Origin of the sequence: Ruminococcus sp. 5_1_39BFAA (genome assembly GCF_964240875.1) — a bacterium.
Lineage (GTDB): Bacteria > Bacillota > Clostridia > Lachnospirales > Lachnospiraceae > Blautia_A.
The window spans coordinates 76076-102701 of the sequence record NZ_CAXSVO010000014.1 but is presented as its reverse complement, the minus strand read 5'-3'; the positions used below and the strand labels follow the sequence as shown (position 1 = coordinate 102701).

General features: G+C 47.0%; 25 protein-coding genes. 2 read left to right on the top strand and 23 right to left on the bottom strand.

What is annotated here, in order from left to right:
- The 8 genes from ACESZH_RS14990 to ACESZH_RS14955 all read right to left on the bottom strand — a co-directional run.
- Positions 1–615 (bottom strand): amino acid ABC transporter ATP-binding protein (locus ACESZH_RS14990; RefSeq protein WP_373217342.1); only part of this gene is annotated, 615 nt, incomplete at its 3' end.
- 29 nt (positions 616–644) lie between these two features.
- On the bottom strand, positions 645–1295 hold the full coding sequence (locus ACESZH_RS14985; protein WP_373217343.1) for an amino acid ABC transporter permease: 651 nt from the start codon (positions 1293–1295) through the stop codon (positions 645–647).
- A gap of 98 nt (positions 1296–1393) precedes the next feature.
- On the bottom strand, positions 1394–2227 hold the full coding sequence (locus ACESZH_RS14980) for a transporter substrate-binding domain-containing protein (protein ID WP_373217345.1): 834 nt from the start codon (positions 2225–2227) through the stop codon (positions 1394–1396).
- A gap of 92 nt (positions 2228–2319) precedes the next feature.
- Positions 2320–2526, bottom strand: coding sequence for a hypothetical protein (locus ACESZH_RS14975; protein WP_373217347.1), 207 nt, complete (start codon positions 2524–2526; stop codon positions 2320–2322).
- A 46-nt stretch (positions 2527–2572) separates the two neighbouring features.
- Positions 2573–3355 (bottom strand): tetratricopeptide repeat protein, encoded by a 783-nt coding sequence (locus ACESZH_RS14970; protein WP_373217349.1) that lies wholly within the window; start codon positions 3353–3355, stop codon positions 2573–2575.
- 14 nt (positions 3356–3369) lie between these two features.
- Complete coding sequence (locus tag ACESZH_RS14965) at positions 3370–4641, bottom strand: DUF5716 family protein (RefSeq protein WP_373217350.1); 1272 nt, start codon at positions 4639–4641, stop codon at positions 3370–3372.
- A 3-nt stretch (positions 4642–4644) separates the two neighbouring features.
- The gene (locus tag ACESZH_RS14960) at positions 4645–8232 is read right to left on the bottom strand and encodes a DUF5717 family protein (RefSeq protein ID WP_373217352.1); all 3588 of its coding nucleotides are present in this window, start codon (positions 8230–8232) and stop codon (positions 4645–4647) included.
- A gap of 282 nt (positions 8233–8514) precedes the next feature.
- Positions 8515–9126: a DUF3502 domain-containing protein gene (locus ACESZH_RS14955; RefSeq protein WP_373217354.1), complete on the bottom strand. Its 612-nt coding sequence runs from the start codon at positions 9124–9126 to the stop codon at positions 8515–8517.
- Positions 9127–9725: 599 nt separating this feature from the next.
- On the opposite strand from ACESZH_RS14955, the gene sigK reads away from it, so the two are divergent.
- A complete protein-coding gene (gene sigK, locus ACESZH_RS14950; protein ID WP_373217355.1) occupies positions 9726–10352 on the top strand; it encodes an RNA polymerase sporulation sigma factor SigK in 627 nt (208 codons plus the stop codon).
- Between the two features lie 3 nt (positions 10353–10355).
- Here sigK and ACESZH_RS14945 read toward each other — a convergent pair whose 3' ends face one another.
- From ACESZH_RS14945 to mtaB, 12 genes are all read right to left on the bottom strand, one after another.
- Positions 10356–12065 (bottom strand): O-antigen ligase family protein, encoded by a 1710-nt coding sequence (locus tag ACESZH_RS14945; RefSeq protein WP_373217356.1) that lies wholly within the window; start codon positions 12063–12065, stop codon positions 10356–10358.
- A gap of 75 nt (positions 12066–12140) precedes the next feature.
- Positions 12141–15740, bottom strand: coding sequence for a leucine-rich repeat protein (locus ACESZH_RS14940; RefSeq protein WP_373219925.1), 3600 nt, complete (start codon positions 15738–15740; stop codon positions 12141–12143).
- A complete protein-coding gene (locus ACESZH_RS14935; RefSeq protein ID WP_373219924.1) occupies positions 15709–15873 on the bottom strand; it encodes a hypothetical protein in 165 nt (54 codons plus the stop codon). Before ACESZH_RS14935 ends, ACESZH_RS14940 begins: the two co-directional genes overlap by 32 nt.
- 172 nt (positions 15874–16045) lie before the next feature.
- Positions 16046–17275, bottom strand: a complete 1230-nt coding sequence (locus tag ACESZH_RS14930; RefSeq protein ID WP_373217359.1) for a U32 family peptidase — start codon at positions 17273–17275, stop codon at positions 16046–16048.
- Positions 17272–17931, bottom strand: coding sequence for an O-methyltransferase (locus ACESZH_RS14925; RefSeq protein WP_373217360.1), 660 nt, complete (start codon positions 17929–17931; stop codon positions 17272–17274). The genes ACESZH_RS14930 and ACESZH_RS14925 overlap by 4 nt, the downstream gene beginning before the upstream one ends.
- Positions 17928–18332 carry an endolytic transglycosylase MltG gene (locus ACESZH_RS14920; protein ID WP_373217361.1) on the bottom strand — a complete coding sequence of 135 codons (405 nt, stop codon included), beginning with the start codon at positions 18330–18332 and terminating at the stop codon, positions 17928–17930. The genes ACESZH_RS14925 and ACESZH_RS14920 overlap by 4 nt, the downstream gene beginning before the upstream one ends.
- Before the next feature lie 22 nt (positions 18333–18354).
- Entirely contained in the window at positions 18355–18693 is a 339-nt protein-coding gene (locus tag ACESZH_RS14915; RefSeq protein WP_373217362.1) for a YlbF family regulator, read from the bottom strand.
- A gap of 85 nt (positions 18694–18778) precedes the next feature.
- A complete protein-coding gene (locus ACESZH_RS14910; RefSeq protein WP_373217471.1) occupies positions 18779–20380 on the bottom strand; it encodes a ribonuclease J in 1602 nt (533 codons plus the stop codon).
- 337 nt (positions 20381–20717) lie between these two features.
- Positions 20718–20972, bottom strand: a complete 255-nt coding sequence (locus ACESZH_RS14905; protein ID WP_373217363.1) for a DUF1292 domain-containing protein — start codon at positions 20970–20972, stop codon at positions 20718–20720.
- 12 nt (positions 20973–20984) lie between these two features.
- Complete coding sequence (gene ruvX / locus ACESZH_RS14900; RefSeq protein ID WP_373217364.1) at positions 20985–21422, bottom strand: Holliday junction resolvase RuvX; 438 nt, start codon at positions 21420–21422, stop codon at positions 20985–20987.
- Between the two features lie 2 nt (positions 21423–21424).
- Positions 21425–21697, bottom strand: a complete 273-nt coding sequence (locus tag ACESZH_RS14895) for an IreB family regulatory phosphoprotein (RefSeq protein WP_373217366.1) — start codon at positions 21695–21697, stop codon at positions 21425–21427.
- A 69-nt stretch (positions 21698–21766) separates the two neighbouring features.
- Positions 21767–23089, bottom strand: a complete 1323-nt coding sequence (gene mtaB / locus ACESZH_RS14890; protein ID WP_373217368.1) for a tRNA (N(6)-L-threonylcarbamoyladenosine(37)-C(2))-methylthiotransferase MtaB — start codon at positions 23087–23089, stop codon at positions 21767–21769.
- 149 nt (positions 23090–23238) lie between these two features.
- Here mtaB and ACESZH_RS14885 point away from each other — a divergent pair, with 149 nt between their 5' ends.
- A complete protein-coding gene (locus ACESZH_RS14885) occupies positions 23239–23475 on the top strand; it encodes an HPr family phosphocarrier protein (protein ID WP_373217369.1) in 237 nt (78 codons plus the stop codon).
- A gap of 39 nt (positions 23476–23514) precedes the next feature.
- On the opposite strand, the gene thiI is transcribed toward ACESZH_RS14885, so the two are convergent.
- The 3 genes from thiI to ACESZH_RS14870 are packed head-to-tail and all read right to left on the bottom strand — an operon-like array spanning position 23515 to position 26623.
- Positions 23515–24696: a tRNA uracil 4-sulfurtransferase ThiI gene (gene thiI / locus ACESZH_RS14880; protein WP_373217370.1), complete on the bottom strand. Its 1182-nt coding sequence runs from the start codon at positions 24694–24696 to the stop codon at positions 23515–23517.
- 13 nt (positions 24697–24709) lie between these two features.
- The gene (locus ACESZH_RS14875; protein WP_373217371.1) at positions 24710–25864 is read right to left on the bottom strand and encodes a cysteine desulfurase family protein; all 1155 of its coding nucleotides are present in this window, start codon (positions 25862–25864) and stop codon (positions 24710–24712) included.
- A complete protein-coding gene (locus tag ACESZH_RS14870) occupies positions 25865–26623 on the bottom strand; it encodes a 16S rRNA (uracil(1498)-N(3))-methyltransferase (protein WP_373217372.1) in 759 nt (252 codons plus the stop codon).
- Between the last annotated feature and the right edge of the window lie 3 nt (positions 26624–26626).

The following is a 26626-nucleotide window of genomic DNA, read 5'->3' as shown; positions in this document are numbered from 1 at the left end:
GCCTTCGATCGCAATATAACCGTCGTCCATAAAAATGATCCTGTCGGAGATATCTCTTGCAAAGCTCATCTCATGTGTTACGATCACCATGGTGATATGTTCTGCAGCCAAATCCCGGATAACCTTCAGGATTTCTCCTGTCAGCTCCGGATCCAGAGCGGAAGTAGGCTCGTCAAAAAACAGGATCTCCGGGTTCATGCAAAGTGCCCTGGCTATGGAAACCCTCTGCTGCTGCCCGCCGGAAAGCTGATAGGGATACGCATTCTCCTTGTCAGAAAGCCCCATTTTTTTCAGCAGTTCTCTTGCCTGGGAAAACACCTCGTCTTTATTTCGTTTCTGCACTTTAATGGGCGCATCCGTAATATTTTTCATGACGGAAAAGTGCGGAAACAGGTTGAAGTTCTGAAATACCAGCCCTACTTCTCCGTGCTTGATGATCTCTCCGGAATCTGCGGTTTCCAGTCCTGTGGCACAGCGCAGTAGGGTGGACTTTCCCGAACCGGAGGGACCAATAATGCTTAAGACCTCTCCCTGATCCACCTCCAGAGAAATGTCATGCAGCACGTCCAGCGCGCCGAAGCTTTTTTTGATGTGTTTCATCTCAAATAATTTCATAAAGAAAATCCTCTCTATAATAAACGATCTTAACGATAGTAATCCAGTTTTTTCTCCACCTTTTCCATCACGATCGCTACGATCAGGTTAAAGATATAGTAGAAAACTGCGGCGATCACAAATGGCATCATAGTTGTCTGGGAGCTGGCGATCTGCTTTGCTATGGTGAACATTTCCGCCACGGCTACCACAAATGCCAGGGAGGTATCTTTTACCAGGGTGATGACCTCATTCGTAACAGACGGTAGGATCCTCTTAATGACCTGCGGCAGAATAATACGGAAGAATGTCTGCGCTTTGCTGTAGCCCAGGATTTTTGCCGCCTCATACTGCCCCACAGACATGGATTCGATGCCGCCTCTGTAGATTTCTGCAAAATAGGCTGCATAATTGATGGTAAAGGCAATGAATACGGCGATCAGGCTGTACCCTCTGGAAATCCTGATCCCGAAAATAAAATATGGTCCGAAATATACGACCATCAACTGAAGCATCAGCGGCGTGCCGCGCATGATGGATATGTACGCCGATACAACGGCACGGATAACCGGATTCTTTGACATCCTCCCAAAACAGACAAGCAGACCCAAGGGAAGGGAGCAGATCAGCGTCACAAAGAAAATTTCCACTGTGATGATCATGCCGCTGGCAAGCTGTTGTAACATTACGCTTAGACTCATGTTATTTCTCCTTTTACATTCAAATGAGATTGCTCCTGCGGAACAAAGAGAAGAGGGTGCAAACTGTACCCTCTTCTCTTAAATTATTTTGTCTCAAATTATTCTGCTGCTTCCTCTTCTGCTGCTGTGTCCTCAGCCTCATCACCCAGGCAAAGCATATCTGCTACTTCGTACTGCTCAGCCAGCTTGTCAACCTCACCAGCCTCGTACAGCTTCATAACCTCTGCCCATACGGTGTCTTTCAGTTCTTCGTTGCCTTTCTTGAATCCGATGCCGTACTGCTCGCTCTGGATCGGCTCCTCAAGGATTACGTATTTGCCTTCTTCTCTCTGGGAAAGCTGATATTTTGCAACACCGATATCTACTGCAACTGCGTCTGCTGCGCCGGAATCAATGTTCATGAAAGCAGTATTGTAATCCGGATTTTCTGTAAGAGAGCCAAAGCTTTCTGTCAGCTCCTTATTATCATCGCTGTTCAGAGCATCCAGTGCCGCGGATGCAGCCTGAACTATAACATCCTTTCCTGCCAGATCAGCAAGAGTCTCAATGCCGGAATCTGCTGCTACCACCATAACCTGCTCGTTATTCAGATAAGCGTCAGACCAGGTGTAATCGTCCTCACGTCCGTTGATGGTAAAGCCGTTCCAGATACAATCGATATTTCCTGCGTTCAGCTCCATATCCTTGGAATCCCAGTTGATCGGGGTCTTTACCAGCTCCCAGCCCAGATTGTCACAAACCTTCTGTGCCAGGTCAAGGTCAAAGCCTACGTACTCACCATTATCATCCATGTAGCCAAACGGCGGATACTCTGCGTCAAAGCCAACAACCAGAGTCTTGCTGTCCGCATCTGCATAAACGGTCACGCCAGAAACCATTCCCACTGTCATTGCTGCTGCCAGAACAACGGCTAAAGTCTTTTTCTTCATCATATATTCTCCTCTTTCCAATTTTCCTTATTTATCACGTAGCCACTCTACCACGCAAAAGTATGTGCATATAGTAGCATAAGGATTTCTTGATGTCAAGAGAAAAAGGGGAATTTCTCCATAACCCGATTCATCTGCAGCATTTCCGAAACGATAAACTGGTTCTTGTCCATGGATGCAGCGCGATACATATCACTGTCTATCGCCATGTCTGCCAGAAACCAATCATACATTTTTGTCTCAAAAATCCGGTTGGCAATTGCCACAGTAACATTCCCTTCTTGTTCCCGATAATTTTTCATCCACAAGCTGGCACATCCGCGAAACCAGATATGGGTATCCTGGCGTTCACGACCCGGTACTTCTATGATAATCCCTGGTAAACTGCTCCAGCATTTCGTCCACGTGCTGGGAGTATACGGGAATCTCAGGCTTTTTGGCGAATTTCTCCAGGATGTTCGAAATCTCCGCCTTCTGCTCATCCGATACGGCGAGCTCTGTCAGCTTGCTCTCATACTCAATAGGGGTCTTGACGCTGCGGTACGCCAGCAAAAAGCACTTCAGCGCTTCCTCTGTTTTTCCCAGCTCATATGCTTTTTCAAAGCACTCCACAGCCTTTTCCATCTGGAAGAGATAGCTGTAGGCACAGCCCAGGTTATGGTAAATGCTTTCCGTCAGGCCTTCCTTTGCAGCCTCCAGCCCTTCTTTTTTCAGAAGGTTCTGGTAAACATGGATCGCATTCACGTACATACTGTTTTCCACCAGGGCATCGCCCTTCCGCTTCTCTCGCAGAAGAGGGGACTCCACATCCAGCCTTGCAAGCTTTCCGTTCAGCACCTTAAGCTCCTCATAGCTGAGATAATTGATCTCCTTAAATATCGGATACATCACATCCTCCATGCTGGCAAACTTACCAAGATGAGGCTTGATCTTTGCAGCCAGCCTGGGCAGCTCAAGCTCCTCCGAAATCCAAGTGCAAAGCCCTTCATTTATAATAGACCTGTCCACCAGATAGAGATTATGGTACAGGTAATAGCAAAGCTCCTCCAGAGAATAGATATTGGTGCTGATGTTCTCAATAAAATACGGGTTTTTCGCTTTTTTCGTCTGACACAAAATATATCCGCTCATTCACTTCGCCTCCTTTACCACTCCACAGCTTCCTTCCACACCTTCCCGCTGGACGGGAACATATCTCCAAAGCCCAGGTCTTCCACCCGGATCCTGCACTCCTTTGGCGAAACGTAAGCCAGCTCCAGCAAAAGCCTGGTGGTCTTATTGGGTCTTTTGGGCAGACCGGGCAGCGGCATCACAACGCGCTTCTTCTCAGACTCTCCAAACCGGTTCACCGCAAACACCAGCTCCTGGGTATCATCCAGGATCAGTTCACAGGAAGCCTTACACTCATACCAGTTCTTTCCTGCCTCAATGAGCGGATAATAGGTCGGGGAGCCCATCACACGCATATCCATCCCCACATCACAGAGTACCAGCGCAGGACTCATATAACGGTAGCCCTTCAGATTCTTGTCCTCCAGCTTTTCTTTTCCCGCTGCGCAGGCTCCCTTTGCAAACAGGTTATTTCCGTAAAAGACCTTCCGCCTCTGCTGGCAGAGAAGACCGATGGATTTTTTTGCCCATCGCTGTTCAAAACCGGGTCCGGTGATCTGGATGCTGGAATACAGCTCCGTTCCCAGGGTCTTCTGGACAAAGGCATAGAAATCCCCGTCTCTTTTTCCGTCATCCCCTTCCGTGCCCTGTCCTCCCGACGGAGTCAGCTCCGTTTCCTGCGGTCCCTCCAGACGCACAAGTATAGGCCGCGACCCGCCATTCATCACAAGACGCCGGAATGTCACTTTGTCCTGGTGAAACGCATACCAACCCACGCTTCTGTTCCAGGTTTCCCGCTTCTGTGTCAAAGCATAGTAATAGAAACTCTCACCGTAATCCAGCAGCATATATTTTCCCCTTGGAAATCCCAGAAGCTCGCACGCCTTTTCCAAGTTATACACCTGTATCTCCGAAAGGGATGGTGTGGTGATCACAAGGCATTTGGTGTTTTTTACCACCTCCATCACACCAAGGAATTTCAGCATTCCCTTCAGAAAAACAGCCAGAAGCTCCCACGGCTTTTTGCTCTCCCCCGCAACCTGCACAGCGTCTTCCTTCCCGCAGATCTCATAGAGGTTATCCACCAGCACGCCGCCCTTTTCCCTGGCAAAATACACGGCTTCCAGTCCAACGCAGTAATCGCCGTGCTCCGCTCTCCGGCAGATACAGGTAGGCGCTTCCAGTTCGTTTGTTCCCACCTTCATGGAAATTGAATGAGGTTCCTCCCCTTTTCGGTCATAATAGCAGATCTGGGAGTATTCCTTTCCAAAGTCTATTCCAACAATCAAGTCACGAATTTCATTCATATTTTAATCCTCTTTCTCGATGGCAAACATATCCTTTACGTACTGCTCCTGGCGGAGATACTGCTTCATCTTTGTAAGCACCTCTCCTTCCTTGTCCAGCCTTCTGGCAGAAAGGATCTGGTTGATCAACTGATACTTGCTGAAGGGCGTGCCCTCGATCTTATTCATGGTCAGCGCACGCTCAGAGGTGTTTTTCACCTTGCCGCCCTGCTCTATCCGGAAATAATAATGCAGCGTCTCCCCGTAGAAAAGAGTAAAGGTTTTCGTAAAAATCCCTTCGTATACATTGCGCAGCGGCTCACTTTTATATTCCAGCTCCATACCAAGCCCTGTATCAAGAGCATAAACGATGGTCACCTTTGCCTTCGGGCCTGCATGGTACTCCACGCAGGTCTTATCGTCCAATTGGTAAGGGCTTAAAAGCTGCGGGGAAAGCTTTCGGAAAAAGGCAAATTCCATTCCGCCCTCCACACATTCTTTCAAAAGCTCCTTTTCCATGTTCAGAAGAGACTCTTTTCTGCCCTTTTCTCTGGAAAGCGCCTTGAAGAGCGCCAGGTGGCACACCTGGTTCACAGACCATTTCTGCATGTAGGCGTTCACCAGACAATTCTTTATAAAGCTGCTCATGGCATATTCCTTCACGAAAATGCCATAGGAAACCTGGGTCAGATAAGCGCTCACAAGCCATTCCCGGCCCGACTGCCTGATATAGTCCTCCAGAACTGCCTCCCCTTCTTTTCTGTAATCCGATGTAAAGATCAAAAGCTGCAGGAGCTTCTCTTCCAGCTCATAAGTATCCATCTCAAAGCCCACAGCGCTTTTCCAAATGGAGAAAATCTCATCCAGCGGACCGAACCGGTAAAGCATCAGATATTTCAGGATCACCTCGTCATAAAATCCGCTTCTGTACACATCGCTTGCCAACGCAAGAAGCTCCTCATCCTCTGCCATATCGCAACGCACGATCATTCGGCTGGTAAGCTTCAGAAGGCTCCTCATATCCAGCCCCTCAAAGCCAAACTCCTCCACAACTCCGATCGCCTGGGTAAACAGTCCTCTGGAGATCAGCACTGACAAAAGTGTTTCCTTATCCACAAGGGCGTATTCCCGGTAATCCATCTTTTTCAGATAGTCGTCCAGATCCTCCCCATGAATATGACCAGCATAATAATCCAGCATCTTCCGGCGCACAGCCCGCTTATAATCATCTGCAAAAGCTTCGGATTCCACAAGCTTCTGGAAAATATCAAGATTCTCCCGGCAAAGAGGCACAGACTCGCAATAATGAAGCAAAACTCCCGGCTCCGTCACCCCAAGGCGCAGCACCTGCTCCACCTGGTCCTTGTCATCAAACATCTTTTTCAGGCTGTAATCCACCGTCGCAGAGTACCGTCTCTGCTTTTCATCCTGAAAGAGGATCACCGCGTCATCCGTATAGATCTTCGGATATGCCACTCCCTGCACGCAGGAATAGACCTCCTCCTGCTTTAGCTGGCTGTGCCGCACACTGACGTAACGAACTTTTTTATCGTCAAAGAAAAGTCTGTACGTAAAAAACTTTTTGGAAATGGCATCGCCGTCTGCTTTTTTCCTGGGATTCATGAGAAATTCCTGGTAAATAGCCGCATAATTCTCATTCATCTTGCCTTCTGCAAGCTTTTTCCTGGCAAAATCTGACATTCCCTGCATGTACCGCTCATAGGATACCGGATCCGTTTCCTTATTGGCGATCACACAGGCATACATATAGGCTTTCTTGGCATCCCCGATGGTATCGTTGTTATAAGAGAAATACATGAGAAGCGCCTTGGGAAGCTCCTTTACAGAAGATGTGTCCATAGTCTCCACATAATACTCATAAAGTCTTGTCAGCCGCAGTCCATGCTCCACTGCCATGGAAAACCAGCGGAAATATTCCGGTTTCCTGGGATTTCCCTTCATAATATATTTGCAAATCGCTTCCAGCGTGTCATCCGAAGGAAACTCCTCGTACCCCATCGCCATGGCACGGTAGATGCTCTCATTATAGTTTTTCTCATAGCCTGACAGATAAGCCAGACGCATGGTCAGCTCCTCTGTCAGCAGTTTTTTCCTGGAGGCAAAAAGGAACACCTGGCCCCAAAAGCTGTTCAGGCGGTGAAGCAGCGACATATCTTTGCATACCCTTTTCCATGCTTCCAGATAAAGGAAAGGACTTTTACATCCGCGCTCAAACTGCTCTTCCATTGCAAAAAGCGCTTTGGACGGAGACGCCGTATAGGACGGATCCATCTTCAGAAGGATCCACAGCAGCAGAAAGCTGTCTCCCTTTTGCATATAAAAATTCTGGATCCTGGAAAGAGCATTGGCCTTATCCCGGTAAATTCCGGTGAGGGTACACAGGTACAGATAGACCCCCGCAAACTCCAGGTCGTCCTTTGTAAAGGCTTTATCCTGATAGCGCTCCAGTATCTCTGCGGCCTGCTCATCGTTTTTTTCCAGATGACAAAGCATTGCCTCGTACATCTGGTATTCCGGATAAGTACAGCCTGCCTCATGGAGCTGATTCAGGACATAATGACTGCTTGCCGCCCAGGTCCCGAAATCCATATACACATCCGGCCTGTCTTTTTCCTCTTTTCCCGCATCTGCCGCGGCAAGGCTGCACAGATAATCCAGAGAATCCTTCAGCAGGGACAGGCGGTGCTGTTTTTCAACTACATTTACATTCACCTCAACCTTGGGGCTTGTTGTGGCAAGGATCTGGTAAAACAGCTCCTGATACGGGCTTTTCACCACGATCTGTCCAAACTGATTGCCTTCTCCCAGCTTTTCCCGGTGAATAAGATATTCTACCTCATAGTGGCTGCCGATGAAATCGTCATCCGTCACCACTTTTTTTGTCACTTCCAGGAAAGCGCCCCTTGTCTCAATGTCCAGACGCAGATGTCCCCATCCGCTTTTCTGAATATAAAAGGATTCCTGGGTGGAATCGGTCACTTTATAAAACTGATTTCCCTCATCATTCAGGGAAATGGTCACTCTCTCCTTCTGCTCCGCTGCGATGAGGAATTCCTCCAGGTGCTGGTAAGTCACCGGCTGCTGGGATAATCCCCCGTAAAGCGCCCTGATCTTTTTACTCTCATCCTTCAGGATCATGGGGAATCCTTTGTCCGTAAAAATACGGAAGGCTTCCCGGAAGTCACGTTTCGCAATCTGTGTAAAGGCTTCCACGCTCTCTACAATGCCTGCGGTGCTTAAGACCTCTTCCCTTTCAATCTGTATTTCAAAAGAAAGCCGATACTCACCGATGTTGGTGGTAAAGCAAAGCCATCCCTTCAGGCTGTCGCCCGGATTCAGCCCTGCTGCATCCACCCCGTATGGGATCCCCACTGTGGTGCCGGAAAACTTATCAACACCAGGGACGACGCGCCTGCTGGATGAGGTAACATAGCCCCGGATCTTCCGGTTATCCTCTGTCCCGATATAAACATCACACCTTCTGCTCTCCCCTGCCTTTAATGTCACGGAAATCTTTTCCTGGGAAAAGATAAGCTGCGGCTGTTCGTATTCAAACTTTCCATTTAAAAGCTGTTCAATCTTTTTTTTCAATGCGTTTCACCTTATGTCCTTAGTTTTTATGACCATCCTATTTTATCATATAAGTACGATACACCACAAACAGAGTCTGTGGTGTATCTCAGTTTAGTCCATTATAATAATTTTTGTCCCGTATTTCAATCTCCTTTCGGAATTTATTTCGTCTTTCATCAGCACATCTTTTCAACTTTAAAATCCTGTCATTGCTCTGATTTCCAACAATCATTACCTAAAATCCCATAACGCCCAAAAGGGCGCCGCACATGCGGCACCCTGCTTGTCAAAACTTGCTTATTATTTTGCTGCCAGCCAGGCATCTAACTGAGCCTGCTTTTCAGCGATAATGTCATTTACACCTGCGGTTTCCAGTCTTTCAAGGAACTGAGGAACTGCTTTTTCCGGATCAAGATCGCCATTGCTCAGTGCAGGTACCATTTCTGTGATAACAGAAGAGCAGTTTGCGATCTGAGTCTTTACGGCTGAGGAATCGAATACGAAGCCAGTCAGAGGAGATACGTCTGCTGTCTTATCAGCCTCGAATACCATAGACTGTGCCTTCTTCTGATTTTCACCGGATTCGTTCTGAGCATACAGCGCTCTTGTAAAGTCCGGGCTATAGGACTGTCCGATCTGCCATTCGTTGTAGTTAAAATTGTATTTTCCGTCAACCAGAGAGTAGTTGCCGTCTTCGTCGTAAACATAGTCTACCCCTTCTTCGCCCTGGGTGATCAGCATATACAGTTCGTCATCCGTATTCAAAAGCTCGATCAACTCCACTGCTTTTTCGATATTTTCAGACTGGGAATTCACAGCCACTGCAGCGTTTGGACCAGCGCCGTTTTTGATGACTGTTCTTGTATTGGATACAGCAACAGCGGGTGCAATGTCCTCTGTACACATACTCATTTTGGAAACATCGTAGTTGTCCGGGAAATCAACAGAATCCGGCCATCCATTACACATTTCAGCAACAAACTTACCAGCTTTTCTGTCATTTGAAGGATCCTTTACAGTTGCTCCGTCTTTTCTTCCATATCCCAGTACAGCGGCTGGTTGGCAAAGATGCTGCTGGTAGATAAGGAGGAGGTCTCCGGAGCCAGCTCCGGCAAAAGCTCTGTCAAACCTGCATAAGCACCCTTCCGTGCATTTTCATAAAAGTTAATACCGCCCCAGCTTGCTGTAAAGCATAAATCCCACGGGTCTTTTCCTCAATGATGGCAAATGTGCACCGCATGGATTTTTCGCCGGAACGTAGGGCGGATCCCGCATCCTTACTGTAATCGCTTTCCCCTTCACTCTATCATAACTTACTGTAAGCACAACTATGAAATAATATGGTTTTCTATTATTTTCAACGATCCAGTATTCGGAGATGCCTACGTTGTCCCGTATCTGGGTGATTCTGATTTCGTCGAGCTATATCCGAAAAACATTCTTTTGTTGGAAAAGCACGAAAGTCCGCTTCTTTTCATAAACTATATAGAAATCCCCTTTGAGGTGAAGATTTGAAAACCTTTTTAAAACCTTTGACGCTGGCCGAGGAGAAATTCTATCTTCAGCAATACCAGAGGGGCGATCTGGAAGCAAAGAATATTCTCATTGAGCGCAATCTGCGCCTTGTGGCCCATGTAGTAAAAAAGTACCAGGGGGCGGAGGTTGATCTTGACGATTTGATTTCCATAGGCACCATTGGGCTTATCAAAGCCATTTCCACCTTTGACTCCTGTAAATCCGTCCGCCTGTCCACCTACGCGGCCCGGTGCATTGATAACGAACTGCTGATGATGCTCCGCTCAAAGAAAAAATACTCCAAAGAAGTCTCACTGTATGAGCATATTGGAACGGATAAAGAGGGGAATGAGATCAGTCTTCTTGATGTGATTGAGAGTCCTCCCGTAGACATCGTGGAAGATTATTCCACCAGGGAGGATGTCCGTTACCTTTTGAATTCCATGGAAGCCGTTCTCACTCCCAAGGAATACCAGGTAATTGCCTGCCGTTTCGGCCTTTTCGGTGAGGAGGAGCAGACTCAGAAGGAAATAGCCAAACGTCTCCATATCAGCCGCTCCTACGTCTCACGAATTGAAAAAAATGCTTTGCTGAAGCTCAGGGAACTGTTTCCTGAGACTTAGTGCTTATGACCCCAGAAGCTGGCGGACGCTTTCGATATACTCCTGGATATCCTCATCCAGGGTAAAATCCGGAATATCCCTTGTCCGGTAAGCCAGTTCATCCGTGCCTTTTTCCACATTTTCCAGAATTACAGGCACCTCTGCCACAGCTTCCAGCAGGTATACTGTGGTATCGGCGCGGTTCGCCTGGCTTTCCACTTCGATAGCCTGGGCGAGACGCCGTACATACCGTTCGTAAGCTTCCATGTTATATTTTTGCAGACTCAGGGACTTCTTTTTATCGGAGATCATTTCTTCATAATCCCCTCTCTGATACGCTGTCACTGACAAAACATCATATACTTCAGCAATATATCTGTTCTGCTTTTGTATCTTTTTTGCCAGAGTCTCTGCTGTGTCTGCGTCATCCTCCCGCACAAGGGTTTCTACATTACTTTCCGTGTACAGCGGCAAAAGCCTTGAGCTTAATCCCGGATTTCCCACATATCTTGGGATCATGGCACAGCCGAAGTACAGCGCTGCTAACGCCAGTACCGCAGCACAGATACGGACTGCCGCAAAACCCGCAGCCCTCTGCTTTTCCGCACTAATCTGTACTTCTTTTCCGTGATCCACTTGCAAAAGAATGATGAGAAGATACCAGACGGATATAAATTCCAGGTCAAAATCCACCAGGAAATGAAGTCCTATCACGCCCAATATCAGCCGTTCCCAAAAAGAATGCCTTTTCGAAAAAATGTTTTTCAGATACATCACCGCAAAAAGGATACATGGAAGCACGCCCACATCCAGAGCAAGCTGTAAAAAGTCATTGTGGATAAAACGCACGCTGTAAAAAGCTGTCTGGATTTCCGGTTCCAGATAATAATATCCCAGATATCCCAATCCAAACGGGTGCGAAAGCAGCAGACTCAGACCATCCCTGGCATAAATAATACGTCCGATCAGGGTACTGGAGGAAAAAGACGCTGTCAGAAAACGCCCCACATTCTGGTAATTGCCGGACACAGCCACATAAGCCAGCGAAAGCACCAGAACCGCCGCAAGCCCGATCAACACGGGGATACGCATCTCTTTGCGCCGCACTGCGGCAACGACCGCAGCCCCAACCACCAGGAAAAAAACTGTCCTGCTTCCGGAAAGCATAATTCCGCTCATGAGAACGATCACTTGGAAAATGGTGAGCCACGTCTTTGGCACATGCTTTTCTTCTCTCTCTTTCGCCACGATCAGAATCCCGGTCAGGCAAAAAAGCGCATATACATTAGGGTACTGAAAAAAGCCGCCCAATCTGTCTGCCACATAGAAAAAATCCCTGATCGGTGCAAAAGGCTTTGACAGGATTCCAATGATCGTCATGCAGACTCCGATCCACGGAACCAGCGTAAGTAATCTGTTTCGCCCTTCCTCTGAAAGCTGCATGGCAAGCACCATGAAAAAAGCCACTCCCAGCATCCGCATTGCCCCGATCAGGCTCATGCCTTTGTCTATTCCGTAGAGGCAGCTTAAGAAATAAAAAGCTGTAATGATAAGAACGGACAGGCTTTCCTGATTCAGGTAAAATTTCCATTCTTTTTTCTTTCCTGTAAATACGAACAAGTACAGCCCCCAAAGTCCTGTGTACAGACACGCTGCGTATTCTTTAAACAAACCGAAGAAGAAAAAGCTGCTGAAAAAAAGCACTTTAAGCGGTGTGTCTTTTTGCAAACGCATAGGTTTATCTCCTCTGTTCCTGAATGGATATGGCTGGCACGGCAAATTACCGTACCAGCCAGTATCCCTCATAGTTTATTTTTTGATCTTTGCTTTTGAGCTCAGTCCTTTGTTTTTCAGAAGCTTCTTGTATGCGGAAAGCTTCTTGGACGGAACTTTTATGGTAGCTTTGGAGTAAATGCTCTTGAAAGCGCCTGATTTTACTGTTTTCAGCTTGGTTGACTTAATGGTAACAGAGGAAAGCTTGGTGCTGCTCTTCATAGCGTATTTGCCGATAGTTTTTACTGCAGTTCCCAGCGTCACCTTTTTCAGCTTCTTACAACTTGCAAAAGCATAATCGCCTATTGATGTCACCTTATTTCCTACTGTGATCTGCGTTACATAAGCGTTTTTATAAAGCGCTTTCTTTCCTACGGAAGTGATATTAAAGGTGATACCCTGATACTTCACAGTGGATCCGATTGATACTTTTGAGGTCTTTGCCTTTTTCAATCCTACAAACGCAACTGTATTAGTTCCGGTTACCTGATATTTGTAATTGCCGGATGTAAACTTGGTTCCCTTTTTCACCACAACAGGCGCTGGAGTCGGCGTTGCCGGAACCGGAGTTGGGGTTACGGTTCCAGGATTCGTGGTTCCGGGATTTGAAGGCGCCGGTGTTGGAGTTGCTGGTGTTGACGCTTTCGGTACTTCCAATGTCCGGCTTCCGAAATACTCACCCTTTCCACTGATCGTAATGCTTATCTTATCTCCATTCTCCGCATAGCTTACCGTGTAGTCCGTATCCTGAACAAGGGTCTTGTCCGCAAAAATTACTGTCACACTCGGACGTGATGTTGTTCCTGAACTGCTCGTATGAACTCCCGTAATCTCCGTGTTGCTTAAGTCCTTCTCATCCAGCAGTTCATAGGAGAATTCCCCGTTCTTTGCGTACCAATAGCCGCTTGTATTAAAGTAGCATTTAATAACAGGACCTTCTTCATTCTTGTTAAACGTAACGCTGTCATTATCATAATCAATTACCGCATGACTATAGCCAATGGCATGCTGACCGATATAGGTCACACTCTTTGGAATGGTAATGGTCTTCAGATTTCCGCAGGCAAAGAATGCCTCCTGGCCTATGGATTTCACACCCTCATTTAACACTGCATTTTCCAGCGCTGTGTCAGAATAAAATGCACAGTATTCAATATCCGTAACATTACCCGGAACATTTATTTCCGGAAGGTTGTCGCATTCTGCCATTCCGAATTCATCAATTTTTTTCAGATTCTGAAGGATCTTAACCTGTTTCAGTGTATCCTTATCCTGCATTGCACCGGATGCAAGAAGCTTTGCCTTTTCCGGGATCACGACTGCCTCATCGGTTCCCACATAGTCCAGTACAATGTTTCCGATCATGATAAAATCACCGCTCTGGTTGGAATAGAATGCCGTATTATAGAAAGCATTCGCTCCAATTTCTTCCAGGCTGTTGTCTTCCGGAAGATTTACGGTTACAAGGTTTACACAGTCTGCAAATGCTCGGGGCGGTATGGTTGTAACGGTAGAAGGAATCGTTACTTCTGTCAGACCAGTACAGTTTGCAAATTTGTAACTGTAAGTAGAACCAACATTGGTGATTCCCTCGCCGATCACAATTTTCTTAATGACTTTTTTATCTATAATGTGATATTCATAGTTGTCATATAAACCGCCAGTGCCTGAATAGGTCAGAATTCCGTTCTGATCCAGCGTAAAGGAGATTTTGTCATCCTTGTTGGCTAACACAATATCTTCTCCAAAGGATGCCTGCTCTGTCAAACTCAGGCTACATTTACTTCCGTCAAAATGCGCTTCTATTATAAAGAAATATTTCTTTCCTGCCCGCAGATAAGAACTGTCATTATCATTCACAGTATCAAACTGATCGATCAGATTCATATCTTCATCGTAAATTTCTGCGATGCAACCCATGTTCTCATCCATATGGTAGAAACCGTCAACGGAAGGGATGAAGGTAAATGTGGTTTCTTCTCCTTTCACCAACGCATATTCCTGACCTAATACCATATCATTATGCAGCTCGTCAAAGGTAATGCTGTAAGTAAATGATGTGTCGCTGCTGCTTTTTACCACTGCGAAATAATTTACACCAGCTTCCAGAGAGCAGTTTAACTTTCCGTCGCTGGAAACGGTTTGGTTCTTCAGCGGATCCCAGCTATCTTCCTCATAAATCTCTACGGTGGCAGAGCCGTTTATACCTGTCAGCGATAGTTCGTACATACCGCTCTTCTCCGGTGTAAAGTTATAATATCCGTAACCGGATGCTATATTTTCCGCACTCTGCCCTGTTTTTGCAGTGCCCAGGGTAAGTGTACTCACTTTACTTCCCACACGTGCCACATAAAACGGGAATTCCGCAACCGAACCCATATAGGAAAAAACGGTCTTATGCCAGCCTTCCTTCCAGTCGCCGTTTTCATCTTCTGTAACAATCGAGGTTTCAGGACAGTATGTGATATATTCTTCTGTACCGTCGCTATAGGTAACCTTAAACTTTTTGTTATAACCCAGGTACTCCGTAGAATTTCCGGTGTGCTCATAGATGTACCACTCTTTCAAATCAGGAGGAAGCTCCAGCTCTACCGCCTTCATTTCGCTGGCATCATGCAGCTCCAGGTAAAAAGTAACTCCTGTTCTATCATATTTGTCCTCTACCGCACATCTGTAATAAAGAACAGAGTCCTCATTCATGGTAAAGGTATAAGTACTTTCTGTAGCATCCGGAATCACCTGCCAATCCCCTTCTGTTTCTGCCTTATACCACGTATATGTCATTTCACTTGCACTGGATGCACTCGGATCAAGTGTCACCGTATCTCCTACCCATACATCCTTTTTGCCAGGCCACAAAACAGTCAGACCAGCACTTACCGAAAGTTCAAATGATTTGGTATCCGTATACTGTCCGTCCGTTACTACACACCGGTAGCATCCTGCGGAATCATCCGTCACAGTTTCAATCGTGTAAGTCGCATTGACAGCTCCTGCAATATCCTGCCACTCATCACCATCCGCTGAACTCTGCCACTGGTACTGAAGCTTATCAGCTCCCAGCGTACTGGTTGCTTCTGTTGTCATACTGACAGCGTTTCCCAAAATACCTGATGCCATACTGGTAGAATACATGGTGGAATCCACATACAGGCTACGGCGTTTTATAACCAGTGTTAGCTCAGTCTCTGCTGTTTCTTCACTCATCATGCTATAGTACCATGTTCTCCCATACTTTTCCACCGCTGTGCGCGTATTTCCATTCTGACCATTCCAGGCAGTACCGTCATTTTCATTAGCGCTGCTGTAACGACTCAGATACGCACTTCCCCCGGTTACAGTGAAATCATATTTTGCTTTTGCCGCTAAGGTATTCTTAAAATAAACTGTTTCACTTGGCTGCAAAGTAAATGTTTTTGTTACTTCATCTGCATCGCCCAAATCAAATGCCGTTTCAAAACTGGTGCCGTCCTGGGTACCCTCCTCTGCCTCATAAGGCACAGAAACTGTTTCCTCTGTCTCCTCCTGGTCTGCAAATTCCTCTGTTTCCTCTTCCATTTCGGAAGCAAAGTCAGATACAAAAGCGTCTTCCGGCTGGATTAGCTCAGTACCCCCCCCCTGTTCCAAAATCGTCATCTGAAAAAGCCTCATCCGTAAAGGCTTCCTCTGTGAATTCTTCAGCCATCACTGCGGAAACCGGACAGCTTCCTGCAACCATAGCCGCACTCAGGCAGAGTGCTAACATCCTTCTGTAGCTGAAATTCTTCATACGCTTTCTCCTCCTGTTATTTTTTAACCAACTCCCGTTTTCTCCGGAAAACACGGCAATATAGTTATAAAAAGTTTACCATAGCAAGAAAAAAATTCCAAGATATTTTTACAATTTAAACTATTAAATCGTCAAAACATCCTGGAATATAGTGAACATTCTCTTTTAATTTTTACTTCATTTCCCCGCGGCGCAGGATATCATACACCTGGATACCGCTTCCCAGGTCCACAAACAAGGTCTGCTGCGGATGAGGTGCGCTTTCTACAGAATTGCCTTCCTCATCATAAATAGCCTTTACCGTGACCGGAATGTTAGCCCCGTCCGGTTTCATGACCTCAATCGTCTCGCCCACTGTAAACTTATTTCTCTGCGTGATTTTTACAAATCCTCTGTCGTCAACAGCTTCTGCAAAACCAAGATAGGTGTATTCCTTCACATAGGTGTTGTTATCATAAATCTGGGTATTCTCATCCGGTTTTCCGTAGAAGAACCCGGTGGTAAACTGCCGATAGGTACAATTGGAAATCTGCTCCTGGTACCATGGCATATTTGCTCTGTATTTTTCCGGGCTTTCCAGGTAATCATCGATCGCTTTCCGGTAAGTACGCGCCACCGTTGCCACATAGAGGGCAGTCTTCATACGGCCTTCTATTTTCAGGCTGTCAATACCGCTGGTCATAATATCATCCATGTGCTCAATCATGCACAGATCCTTGGAATTGAAAATATAGGTTCCCCTCTCATTTTCAAAAACAGGCATGTATTCTCCCGGTCTTGTCTCCTCCACAATGGAATATTTCCAACGGCAGGGATGAGTGCAGGCACCGTGGTTTGCATCTCTTCCTACCAGGAAATTGCTGAGCAGACACCGTCCAGAATAAGAGATGCACATAGCACCGTGAATAAATGTCTCAATTTCCATATCCTCCGGGATATGACTCCTGATCTCACGGATTTCCTCCAATGAAAGCTCTCTGGCTGTCACCACTCGCTTTGCTCCCAACTGATACCAGAAACGGTATGTCTCATAATTTGTATTATTGGCCTGGGTACTGATATGACACTCGATCTCCGGACAGATCTCCCTGGCATACATAAAAATGCCAGGATCCGCAATGATCAGCGCATCCGGCTTTAATTCCTTCAGCTCTGCCAGATATTCCCTCACTCCCGGCAGATCATAGTTGTGTGCCAGAATGTTTACGGTCACATACACTTTCACGCCATGCTCATGGGCAAAGGCGATCCCTGCCGCCATATCCTCATGCGAAAAATTCTTTGCCTTTGCACGCAGTCCGAAGGCTTCTCCTCCGATGTAAACCGCATCCGCACCAAACATTACGGCGATCTTTAATACCTCCAGGCTGCTGGCAGGAACCAGCAATTCAGGCTTTCTCATGTCTTGGCACCTTCCTCTTTTTTTACGCTCACAGTTACCCCGTCTCCCAGTGGGATGATCGAGGTTTCCAAAAGCGGATTATGCTTTAATTCATACAAATATTCCCGCATCCGTTTATAAATGGTGCGGTTTCGCCGCTCCACAATGTAGTGGGATTCAATGATATCCCCTTCCTGGAGCACATTGTCAGAAACAAGAACGCTGCCTGGGTGCATCAGCCGAAGCACATCGGGCAGCCAATGGATATACTGCCCTTTGGCAGCATCCATAAAAATCAAATCAAATTTACAGTCAAGACCTGATAAAATCTCTCCCGCATCGCCTTCCAGAAGCGTGATCTGCTTTTCCCTTCCGGCTTTTCTGAAATTCTCCTTTGCCAGAGGAATACGCTTTTCATAATTCTCAATGGTGACGATTTCCAGATCTGACCGTCCGTATTCACACATCAGGAGTGTGGAAAAGCCCACTGCTGTCCCCACTTCCAGAATCCTTGCAGGGCGCAGTATCCCCAGAAGCACCTTCAGGAAGCTCTGCATCTCCTTACGGATAATGGGCACCCGGTCAAGAACAGCCTGCTGCTCCAGTTTTTCCAGAAAAGGGCTGTTTCCCATGTCCAGGGAATTGATATAGGTGCGCATTCTTTCATCCACGATCACGTGCTGCTGACTCCTTCCTGCTCCTCATCGCCCGCCAGGATTCCCATAATTCTGGTAGGTGTATAGGCGGTGCTCAAAAGATAAGTTCCCGGCTTTAGCTGTCCTTTATAATTGGAAAGCTTCTCCTGTATGTAAAACACCTTTGCATCCTCGATCAATCCTTTGCTTTCCAGAGTTTTGCCGATGTCATATACAGAAGCCCCCTCCTGAATGACCACCGTCACCTCCTGACCAGCCCCCGGACTCATAGCCTGCTGGTTAAATACATTGTATCCAAACTGATATGTAGTCTTTCCTATCCAGAAAATCAATACTGCCACGCAGATATACAGGGCGGTGCGGAATACGCCCCCGGCGATCACCAGCCCGGCCTTCCCCACCTGATCTCTTGTATTTCCCATATTTCCTCCTTTTTTTCCCTCACTATAACTCCGGAACGTGCATCTGCGTTCCTTCTGTCAGGCTTCTGCAGATTCTCTGCATCATCTTGCAAAGCGCCAGTTCAGCGTCAAGATAAGCATTTACCTCAGGGATTTTGCGAAGCTCCTTGGATTCTCTGGCAAGCTGCTCCACTACAGAGAACAGCTCGTCCCGGTTTGCTTCATTCTGCAGCTTAAAATTGCTGGATCGGAACTGGTCCACTCTTGCCATAAGCTCCGGATCCCTACCCAGTACTTCTTCCTGCTCCTTATAGGTCAGGTATTCCTCACTGCTTCTTACCGCAGCAAGGAGCTCATCAATGCATTTTTTGATTTCATCCATAGTATTCCTCCAAATGCGGCAAAAACAGAGCTACCGCCATTTCCTGCAGCATTCTCTGCCTTTGCCCTGAAACCAGCTTAAAAACTTACGCTTCCATAATAATAGGAAGTATCATAGGACTTCTCTTGGTGCGTTTCCACAGATAATCGCTGAGTGCATCCTTTACACTTGTCTTAATCTTTCCCCAGTCTGTGATATTTCGCTCCAGACATCCGTCCAGCGCATTTTCCACCACTTCTCTGGCATGATCCATCAGATCCTCTGATTCCCTCACATATACAAAACCGCGGGATACGATATCCGGCCCAGCAAGAACCACATTACTGTGACGCTCCAGGGTCATAACAACGATCATAATTCCATCCTCAGCAAGATGCTGACGGTCACGCAGCACGATATTTCCAACATCGCCCACGCCAAGACCATCCACAAGAATAGCCCCCGTATGGACTGATCCGGTAATCCCAGCACTCTGCTCGTCCATCTCCAGAACATTTCCGGATGCAAGCATGAAAATATTTTCGGAAGTATATCCCAGTTCCTCCACAATACGCTTCTGTGCGGTCAGATGACGGTACTCTCCATGAACCGGTATCGCATATTTCGGACGCACCAAGGAATACAGAAGCTTAATCTCCTCCTGACAAGCATGTCCGGAAACATGCGCATCCTGGAAAATAACCTTGGCACCCTTCATGGAAAGCTCATTGATAACCTTCGATACCGCCTTTTCATTTCCCGGAATCGGATGGGAACTGAAAATAATGGCATCGTTCGGCTTAATGGTGATTTTTTTATGAATATTAGCTGCCATACGGGAAAGAGCCGCCATGGACTCTCCCTGGCTTCCCGTGGTGATCAGGACAAGCTGCTCATCCGGATAATTTTTGACCTGATCAATATCGATCAGCGTCTGATCCGGTATGCGAAGATAGCCAAGCTCTGAAGCAGTGGTAATAACATTCACCATACTTCTGCCTTCCACAGCCACTTTTCTTCCAAAACGGTATGCCGTATTGATAATCTGCTGAACACGGTCCACATTTGATGCAAACGTTGCAATAATAATACGGGATGTCTTATTCTCATTAAATAAATTGTCAAAAACACGTCCCACCGTTCTCTCAGACATGGTAAAGCCCTGCCGCTCTGCATTGGTGGAGTCGCACATCAGAGCCAGAACACCTTTCCGTCCGATCTCTGCAAAACGCTGCAGATCTATAGCATCTCCGAATACAGGAGTGTAATCCACTTTAAAGTCTCCTGTGTGCACCACGATTCCCACCGGGGAATAGATTGCCAGCGCTGACGCATCCTGTATACTGTGGTTTGTCTTAATAAACTCAATCGAAAAATCGCCCAGATTGATCACCTGGCCATGCTTTACTTCTTTTAACTTGGTGGAGCGTGTAAGATTATGCTCCTTTAATTTATTTGCGATCAGGGCAAGGGTCAGCTTTGTGGAGTAGATCGGAACGTTTACATCCTTTAATACATAGGGCAGCGCTCCGATGTGATCCTCATGTCCATGGGTGATCACAAAGCCCTTTACCTTGGAAATATTCTCTTTTAAATAGGTTACATCGGGAATGACCAGATCGATTCCCAGCATATCGTCCTCCGGAAAGGAAAGTCCGCAGTCAACTACTACTATACTCTCTCCGTACTCGAAGGCTGTAATATTCATTCCGATCTGCTCCAGGCCGCCCAGCGGAATAATCTTCAGCTTTGAACCGTTTCCTTTCCGCGCGCGCTTTGCAACATTTTTCACCTGTGCTTTTACCTGATTTTTCACCTGGTTTTTCGTACTTTTTGCAGCCTTATCCTGAACAGGCTTACTGTTTCCTGCCTTTGACTGGTATTTATGCTTATAATTTTTCTGTTTTTTCGTTCCGCTCAAAGCAGCCGGATTCTGCCCGCTGCTGTTCTTATTATTATTTTCAGTTTTCAATAAATTCGTCCTCCAATTTTTTGCGCAGTTCACCCCTCAATTTCACGGCACCGGAATGAACCGACTTTTTTTCTTACATTTCAAGATCCACGTCTTCTAACATCTGCTCAAAAACCCTGGATACAGCCAGAAGTTCGTCCTCGTCCTCCACCATTTCGTAGCAGGCATCCTGACTTTCCTCTCCTGAGATGTCCTTTAAAATGTAGGCATTTGCCTCGTCCTCTTCTGAATCAGACACCAGCAGATACGTTGTCCCTGCAATCGTTGTCTGTTCCTCTACATAAAATTCTGTAATTCCATCCTCTGACTGAAATTCAATTTTTTCCATTTATGCTCTTCCTTATTCGTGCTCAATTTGCATTCCCAGGGAATCCAGATAGCCCTGCAAAATAAAGATGGCGGCCAGCTCATCCAGATACTGTTTACGGTTTTCCCGCCGTACCTTTGCCTCCATCAGTGTGCGGTTGGCCTCCACGGTAGTCAGCCTCTCATCCCACAGCACAACAGGCAGGCCTGTCCGCTTCTCCAGTTTTTCTTTGAACTCCAGAGACTTCAAGGCCCGCTCTCCAACGGTGTTATTCATGTTTTTCGGATACCCTACCACGATTCGCTCCACCTGGTATTCCGAAATCAGTTCTTCGATCCGCGCCAAGGTCTGGCGAAGCTTATTCTCCTGTTTGCGCCAGATCGTCTCCACGCCCTGGGCCGTCAATCCCAGCGGATCGCTTATAGCAACTCCAACTGTCTTTGAACCGTAATCCAATCCCAGAACTCTCATACTTAGCGTTCCCAGGATCTGTTCCGAATATACTCGGTCAGCAATTCTTCAACAAGTTCATCACGCTCAACCCTCATGATCATGCTTCTGGCTCCATTATGGCTGGTGATATAGGTGGGGTCACCGGACATAATATAGCCTACGATCTGATTCACAGGATTGTAGCCTTTCTCTGCCATTGCAGTGTAAACCAGATCCAGGATTTCCTTGACTTCAAGCTCCTGCTCCGGTTTTGCTCTGAAATATTGGGTATTTCCCAGATTATTCTCTGCCATTATCTCTCACGTCCTTATAATTACTTCTTCTCTATTCTAATATAATTCTCTGCAAATTACAATGAAAAGTTACTTTAGCTCTCCCAAAAGGGTATGCTGCTCCAGGAATCCCGCTGCACGCAGCCGTACCACCTGATTGACGCCGCAGCCTTCCTGTTTTTTCACAGCGGTTTTCACATATTCACGGCTGTGGCCCAGATAATACTGCTGCCCCTCTATGGTCACCTCTTCCTCTATGAGCACTTCCAGAGTCCTGCCCAGCATGGACTGCTCATACTCTGCCGCATGGCGGTGATGCAGCTCCAGCATTTTATCGCTTCTCTCGCCCTTAACAGCCTCCGTAAGCTGCCCTTCCATGGCGGCAGCCTTTGTACCCTGTCTTCTGGAATACTTAAAAATATGGGTTTCATAGAAATGAATGCTGTCCACAAAATCATAGGAAGCCTGGAATTCCTCCTGGCTTTCCATGGGAAAGCCCACAATCACATCCGTCGTCAGTGCCGGATTTTCATAATACTTCCGCAAAAATCCACACCTCTCCCTGTACTCCTCCGAACGGTATCTCCGGTTCATGCGGGCAAGTGTTTCATCGCAGCCGCTTTGCAGTGAAAGATGGAAATGGGGGCACACCTTGGGCAAAGCCGAAATTTCCCGTGCAAATTCCTCAGTCACAATGCCCGGTTCCAGGGAACCCAGGCGTATCCTTGTAATGCCCGGAATCTCATGGACAGCCCGGATCAGTGTCAAAAGATTTTCTTTTTTTTCAGGCGGGAAATCCACGCCGTAGGAGCTTAAATGGATTCCGGTAAGCACCACTTCCTTATATCCTGCTTCCGCCAGCGCACCTACTTCCTCCAGGATTTTGACAAGGCTGCGGCTCCTCACCCGGCCCCTGGCATAGGGAATGATGCAATATGTGCAGAACTGATTGCAGCCGTCCTGGACTTTAATGTAAGCCCGGACATGCTCCGCGGTCCGGCTGATGGACAGCTCCTCATATTCCTTTGTCTGATTGATTTTGATAATGCGGGATTGCCTGCAATGTTCCGCTTCATACTGCTCCAATGCTTCCACAATATTTTTCTTTTGGTTATTGCCCAAAACAAGATCCACCGCTTCATCCTTGTCAAGATGCCCCTGATCTGTCTGAACATAACAGCCTGTTGCCACTACAATGGCATCAGGATTCATTTTTTTTGCCTTATGCAGCATTTGCCGTGATTTCCGGTCAGCGATGTTTGTCACTGTGCAGGTATTGATGATGTAAACATCAGCGCCCGGTTCAAAAGGTACGATCTCGTAACCCCTCTGCTCCAAAAGCTGCTGCATTGCCTCTACCTCGTAGGCATTTACTTTGCATCCTAAGTTGTGTAATGCGACCTTCTTTTTCATGCTATCCTCTGCTTTTCGTATAATTTTTATACTTTTTCACTAATTCTTTAATCATTTTTTAACTCTTTTCACCTTGACTTTTACTATGCGGACAGGTAAGATTGGTACTGTAGAAAGAATAAGTAACTAATTCAAGGGAGGTTATCTTAATGAAAACAGCAAAAATCTCACTGAACTCTATCGATAAAGTGAAAGCATTTGTAAATGAAATCAGCAAATTCGACTGCGATTTTGATTTAGTATCCGGCAGATATGTCATTGATGCAAAATCCATCATGGGCATTTTCAGCTTAGATTTATCCAAACCGATCGACCTGAACATCCACGCTGACGGCTCTGCTCTTGACAGCGTTATGGAGATCATTCAGAAATACGTAGTTGAGTAATCGGTATAACCGGAGGAACTGCCAGGCAGTTCCTCTTTTTTACTGAATCTCAATCACTTCCGTGGTCTTCAGCGCCTCTTCCATCAACTCCCCAATCTTTTCCTCAAGCTTTTCCTCTGAATGACGGATAGCCTTCAGGTTCGGCTTTGTCACCGGATGCTTTGCCACAAAGATGGTACAGCAGTCCTCGTAAGGAAGAACTGAGGTGTCATATGTTCCGATCTCCCAGGAACGCTCCACGATCTCCTGCTTGTCAAAGCCAATGACCGGGCGGTAAACAGGAAGGGTACACACCTCGTTGGTAGCTGCAAGGCTCTGCAGTGTCTGGCTTGCCACCTGTCCGATGCTCTCACCTGTGATCAGTCCCAGACAGTTATCCTTTTTCGCAAAATGCTCTGCGATTCGCATCATATATCTTCTCATGATGATCGTCAGCTCATCATGCGGACACTGATCATAAATGTAAAGCTGGATATCTGTAAAGTTTACCACATGAAGCCTGATGGGGCCGCTGTATTTTGCAACCAGCTTTGCCAGATCCACCACCTTCTGCTTTGCACGCTCACTTGTGTACGGCGGCGCATGGAAGTATACAGCTTCGATCTTGACTCCTCGCTTCGCGATCATATAGCCTGCAACAGGACTGTCGATTCCGCCGGAAAGCAGCAGCATCGCCTTTCCGTTTGTACCTACCGGCATTCCGCCTGGTCCCTTAATGGACTTGGAATACACATAAATCTTTTCCCTGATCTCCACGGAAAGGGTCAGATCCGGGTTATGCACATCCACACCTGCATTCGGGAAGGCATCCAAAATCTTTTCTCCCAGCCGTGCACTCACTTCCATAGAAGTACCGGGATATGATTTTTTTGCCCTTCTGGTATATACCTTAAAGCTTCCGCTGTAATCCGGGTGTACGGCTTTCATGTAATCCACCACATCCACAGCCATCTGGTCAAAGCCCTGGTCTTCATAGATCACCACCGGACAGATGTACACAATGCCGAATACAGTTTTCAGCGCTCCTACCACTTCATCAAAATCATAGCTCTCCGGGCAGAATACGTAAACACGTCCCTGTTCCTTTACTACCCGGAATTCTCCTTCCACCTTGGAAAGAGCAATGTTCATCTGCTTTACAAGGGCATCCTCAAACAGATATCTGTTTTTGCCCTTGATCGCAATCTCTGCGTATTTGATCAAAAATGCGTGAAATATCATTTTGTTCTCCTTTTTAATGTCTGGCATATCTTCTTAACATTGGAAGCACTTCCTGCAATACCGCAAGGCAGTAATCCACCTCTTCAAATGTATTTTCCTCGGAAAAGCTGAACCGCAATGTACTCTCCTTCTGCTCCTTGGGCATCTCCATAGCGCTTAAAGTGCCGCTCGCCTTTCTTTTATGGCTGGAACAAGCACTTCCCGCAGATACATAAATTCCACGGTCCTCCAAAGTATGCAGCAGGACCTCGCTTCGGATTCCAATAAAGCTTGCGCTGAGAATCTGAGGCGCTCCCTCACGAAGCCCCATACCATTCAAAATCACATCCGGCAGCTTCAAAAGCCCGTCTGCCAGCCGCTCCTTTAACTGGTAAAGATGCTCTACCTTATTTTCAAAATCCTGGTAAATCATCTCTGCGGCAACTCCAAGTCCTGCGATTCCCGGTACATTGTCTGTTCCGGAACGCATACCGTTCTGCTGACCGCCGCCCAGGATCTGAGGCTGCACCTTTGCCTTTTCATTGATGTATAAAAACCCTGTGCCTTTTGGCCCATGGATCTTATGTCCGCTTACGGAAAGCAGGTCGATTCCCATCCGCTTTGGATAGATACGGTATTTTCCGAAAGCCTGGATCGCATCTACGTGAAACAGAGCGTTGGGACTTTTTTCATGGACAAGCCTTCCAATCTCCTCTACCGGCATCACGGCTCCCACTTCATTGTTTACGTACATCACGGAAACCAGAATAGTATCCAAACGAAGCGCTGTTTCCAGAACATCCATTTTTACCACACCCCTGCTGTCAACAGGCAGAACCGTCACCTCAAATCCCTGTTCCTGGAGGCGCTCCATGGGCTGTCCCACCGCAGCATGCTCTACAGATGTGGTGATAATATGGTTTCCTCTTCGCTTATTTGCCTGCGCTGCCCCGAAAAGAGCCAGATTATCGGATTCCGTCCCGCCGGAGGTAAACAGGATTTCCTTTGCATTTACCTTCATCAGACGTGCCAGCGTCTCGGCAGACCGTTTTACATACTGCTCTGCCTCCACGCCCTTTTTATGCATAGCAGAGGGATTTCCAAAATCCTCTGTCATGGCTTTCACCACAATCTCCGCTACCTCAGGATAGCATCTGGTCGTGGCAGAATTATCAAAATATGCTTCCATTTATATCTCCTCTTCCTCTGCCTCCAGATTAAACATCAGCACAGACAAAATGGCAAGCCCTGCTGTCTCTGTCCGCAGAATCCGTTTTCCCAGGGTAATTGGCTTTGCTCCTGTTTCCACAGCAGCAGCCACTTCATTCTCCTCGAATCCTCCCTCCGGTCCGATGAAAATACCGATGGATCTTCCCGGCGTGATCGTCCCGATGATTTCTCTCGTCTCCTTCATTCCCCTTGCAAATTCATAGGGAATCAGGCAGATGTCAAGCTCCTCTGCTGCTTTCAGAGCCTCCTTGAAGCTCATCACCGGTCTGACCTCCGGCACCAGCATGCGCTTGGACTGCTTCGCCGCGCTCTCGGAGATCTGCTGCCACCGTGCAACTTTTTTCTCTGCTTTTTTTGCATCCAGCTTCACGACACAGCGCTTCGTCTCCACAGGAATCACAGCGTATGCCCCAAGTTCCACTGCCTTCTGGATGATCAGCTCCATCTTGTCCCCTTTTGGAAGGCCCTGAAAGAGATAAATCCTGTTAGGCAGCTCATACTGTGCCTCCTGAACGTAGAGAATATGCAGCATAGCACCTTCTTCTCCGTAAGCTTCAATGGAACAATGGTACTCTTTTCCCTGCCCGTCGCTGATCCACACCTCTTCTCCCGGACGCATCCTGAGAACATTTTTCATGTGGTTTACATCCCCGCCTGTCACCAGGATCTGATGTTTCTCTTCCTCAATCTGATGAGGCTCTACAAAAAAGCGCTGCATCCT

Excerpts from the sequence above, each read along its gene's own strand:
- thiI (WP_373217370.1), bottom strand. The coding sequence starts at position 24,696 with ATGATATTTCACGCATTTTTGATCAAATACGCAGAGATTGCGATCAAG.
- ACESZH_RS14965 (WP_373217350.1), bottom strand. The coding sequence starts at position 4,641 with ATGAATGAAATTCGTGACTTGATTGTTGGAATAGACTTTGGAAAGGAA.
- ACESZH_RS14970 (WP_373217349.1), bottom strand. The coding sequence starts at position 3,355 with ATGAGCGGATATATTTTGTGTCAGACGAAAAAAGCGAAAAACCCGTAT.
- ACESZH_RS14930 (WP_373217359.1), bottom strand. The coding sequence starts at position 17,275 with ATGAGAAAGCCTGAATTGCTGGTTCCTGCCAGCAGCCTGGAGGTATTA.
- ACESZH_RS14875 (WP_373217371.1), bottom strand. The coding sequence starts at position 25,864 with ATGGAAGCATATTTTGATAATTCTGCCACGACCAGATGCTATCCTGAG.
- ACESZH_RS14955 (WP_373217354.1), bottom strand. The coding sequence starts at position 9,126 with ATGAGTATGTGTACAGAGGACATTGCACCCGCTGTTGCTGTATCCAAT.
- mtaB (WP_373217368.1), bottom strand. The coding sequence starts at position 23,089 with ATGAAAAAGAAGGTCGCATTACACAACTTAGGATGCAAAGTAAATGCC.
- ACESZH_RS14945 (WP_373217356.1), bottom strand. The coding sequence starts at position 12,065 with ATGCGTTTGCAAAAAGACACACCGCTTAAAGTGCTTTTTTTCAGCAGC.
- ACESZH_RS14895 (WP_373217366.1), bottom strand. The coding sequence starts at position 21,697 with ATGGCAGAGAATAATCTGGGAAATACCCAATATTTCAGAGCAAAACCG.
- ACESZH_RS14975 (WP_373217347.1), bottom strand. The coding sequence starts at position 2,526 with ATGAAAAATTATCGGGAACAAGAAGGGAATGTTACTGTGGCAATTGCC.
- ruvX (WP_373217364.1), bottom strand. The coding sequence starts at position 21,422 with ATGAGAGTTCTGGGATTGGATTACGGTTCAAAGACAGTTGGAGTTGCT.
- ACESZH_RS14935 (WP_373219924.1), bottom strand. The coding sequence starts at position 15,873 with ATGAAGAATTTCAGCTACAGAAGGATGTTAGCACTCTGCCTGAGTGCG.
- ACESZH_RS14980 (WP_373217345.1), bottom strand. The coding sequence starts at position 2,227 with ATGATGAAGAAAAAGACTTTAGCCGTTGTTCTGGCAGCAGCAATGACA.
- ACESZH_RS14920 (WP_373217361.1), bottom strand. The coding sequence starts at position 18,332 with ATGGGAAATACAAGAGATCAGGTGGGGAAGGCCGGGCTGGTGATCGCC.
- ACESZH_RS14910 (WP_373217471.1), bottom strand. The coding sequence starts at position 20,380 with ATGAATATTACAGCCTTCGAGTACGGAGAGAGTATAGTAGTAGTTGAC.
- ACESZH_RS14905 (WP_373217363.1), bottom strand. The coding sequence starts at position 20,972 with ATGGAAAAAATTGAATTTCAGTCAGAGGATGGAATTACAGAATTTTAT.
- ACESZH_RS14985 (WP_373217343.1), bottom strand. The coding sequence starts at position 1,295 with ATGAGTCTAAGCGTAATGTTACAACAGCTTGCCAGCGGCATGATCATC.
- ACESZH_RS14940 (WP_373219925.1), bottom strand. The coding sequence starts at position 15,740 with ATGACGATTTTGGAACAGGGGGGGGGTACTGAGCTAATCCAGCCGGAA.
- ACESZH_RS14885 (WP_373217369.1), top strand. The coding sequence starts at position 23,239 with ATGAAAACAGCAAAAATCTCACTGAACTCTATCGATAAAGTGAAAGCA.
- ACESZH_RS14915 (WP_373217362.1), bottom strand. The coding sequence starts at position 18,693 with ATGGATGAAATCAAAAAATGCATTGATGAGCTCCTTGCTGCGGTAAGA.
- ACESZH_RS14870 (WP_373217372.1), bottom strand. The coding sequence starts at position 26,623 with ATGCAGCGCTTTTTTGTAGAGCCTCATCAGATTGAGGAAGAGAAACAT.